Origin of the sequence: Mesorhizobium sp. M5C.F.Ca.IN.020.29.1.1, assembly GCF_003997375.1 — a bacterium.
In the GTDB taxonomy this organism is placed as follows: domain Bacteria; phylum Pseudomonadota; class Alphaproteobacteria; order Rhizobiales; family Rhizobiaceae; genus Mesorhizobium; species Mesorhizobium wenxiniae.
This window is the reverse complement of record NZ_RZSW01000841.1, coordinates 1-1,894: the sequence shown is the minus strand read 5'-3', so window position 1 is coordinate 1,894 and position 1,894 is coordinate 1. Positions and strand designations below refer to the sequence as shown.

The 1,894-nt window shown below is 61.8% G+C and carries 1 protein-coding gene and 1 pseudogene; both read left to right on the top strand.

Annotated elements, in window-relative coordinates; all coding sequences use genetic code 11:
- A partial coding sequence (locus EOA85_RS34160) for a S9 family peptidase (protein ID WP_164760093.1) occupies window positions 1-1,481 on the top strand: 1,481 nt, incomplete at its 5' end.
- Window positions 1,482-1,642: 161 nt separating this feature from the next.
- A pseudogene (locus EOA85_RS34155) lies at window positions 1,643-1,894 on the top strand (SET domain-containing protein-lysine N-methyltransferase); the annotation flags it as partial.

The following is a 1,894-nucleotide window of genomic DNA, read 5'->3' as shown; positions in this document are numbered from 1 at the left end:
GTCCTGAGAACGACCGGCTGATCTACGAAGAAACCGATCCGGGCTTCTTCATGAATGTCGGCGGCACGCGCTCCAACGAGTGGATCATGGTCGGCATCAACGACCACGAGACCTCGGAATATCGCATCATGAGCGCCAGCGAGCCGTTCGCCGAACCGAAGCTGGTTTCGGCGCGCGAGACCGGCCTGCAATACGACCTCGAAGAAGGCGGCGATATCTTCTTCATTCTCACCAACGCCGACGGCGCCAAGGATTTCAAGATCATGACGGCGCCGGCGAGCGACCCGGTGCGCGCCAACTGGCAGGAACTGGTGCCGCACGAAGCGGGCCGGCTGATCCTTTCGGTGATCGGCTTCAAGGACCATATGGTCAGGCTTGAGCGCAAGGAAGGCCTGCCGCGCATCGTCGTGCATGACCGCAAGAGCGGCGAGGAACACCTCATCTCCTTCGACGAGGAAGCCTTCTCGCTCGGCCTGTCGGGATCCTATGAATACGACACCGAGATCATGCGCTTTTCCTACTCGTCCATGACAACGCCGGCGCAGATCTTCGACTACAACATGCGGACCCGCGAGCGCGTGCTGCTGAAGACGCAGGAAGTTCCGTCCGGTCACGACCCGGACCATTATGTGACACGGCGGCTGATGGCGCCCGCCGCCGACGGCGAACTGGTGCCGATCTCGCTCATCCACCATCGCGACACGCCGCTCGACGGATCAGCGCCTTGCCTGCTTTACGGCTACGGCTCCTACGGCATCACAGTCCCGGCCGCCTTTAACACCAATTTGTTTTCGCTGGTCGACCGCGGCTTCGTCTACGCGATTGCCCATGTCCGCGGCGGCAAAGACAAGGGCTATGGCTGGTATGATGACGGCAAGCGGACGCACAAGATGAACACGTTCACCGATTTTGTCGCGGTCGCCCACCACCTCGTCGCCGAACGCTATACGCAACATGACCGCATCCTCGCACAGGGCGGCTCGGCCGGCGGCCTGCTGATGGGCACGATTGCCAACATGGCGCCGGAATGCTTCGGCGGCATTGTCGCCGAGGTTCCGTTCGTCGACGTGCTCACCACCATGCTCGACGCGACCTTGCCGCTGACGCCGCCGGAATGGCCCGAATGGGGCAATCCGATCGCTTCGGAGGAGGACTACCGAACGATCGCCGCCTACTCCCCCTATGACAATGTCGCCGCGCTCGACTATCCGCCGATTCTGGCGCTTGCCGGTCTCACCGACCCGCGTGTCACCTATTGGGAGCCGGCCAAGTGGGTGGCGCGGCTGCGCGACCGCAAGACCGGCGACAATCCGGTGCTGTTCAAGATCAACATGGACTCCGGCCATGCCGGCGCATCCGGCCGGTTTTCCAGGCTCGAGGAAATCGCCTTCACCTACGCGTTTGCGCTGAAGGTGGCGGGCAAGGCCGACCTTGCCACCACCAGCGGCACCCACCCTTTGGACGCGCAAAGGGCGCTGTAGGAGCTTGATCTTGCGCACGATCCCCTGCGGAAAATCGATTCCAATTTCCGGTCACGGCCTGGCTGATTTTCCGCTCGCAATTGCGATGGCCGCGCGCTACCCAATGCGCGGCTTTTCGCGGCCGCGCCACCAAAATCATCCAGTCACGCCAAAGGTCTGCCATGTTGCTCGTCGACGTCTATCTCGACAAATCGCGTATCCAGGGCATCGGAGTCTTTGCCAAGAACCACATTCCCCGTGGCACTCTGGTTTGGAAGCTCGATCCCAATTACGACCGGCGCATTCCCGTCGAGACCTATGAGCGCGAAACCGGGCCGATCAAAGCCTATCTCGATCGCTATTCCTATCCCGACCGGCGCGACCCGAACTACATCGTCTTCGAAGCCGACGACGCACGCTACATGAACCATGCC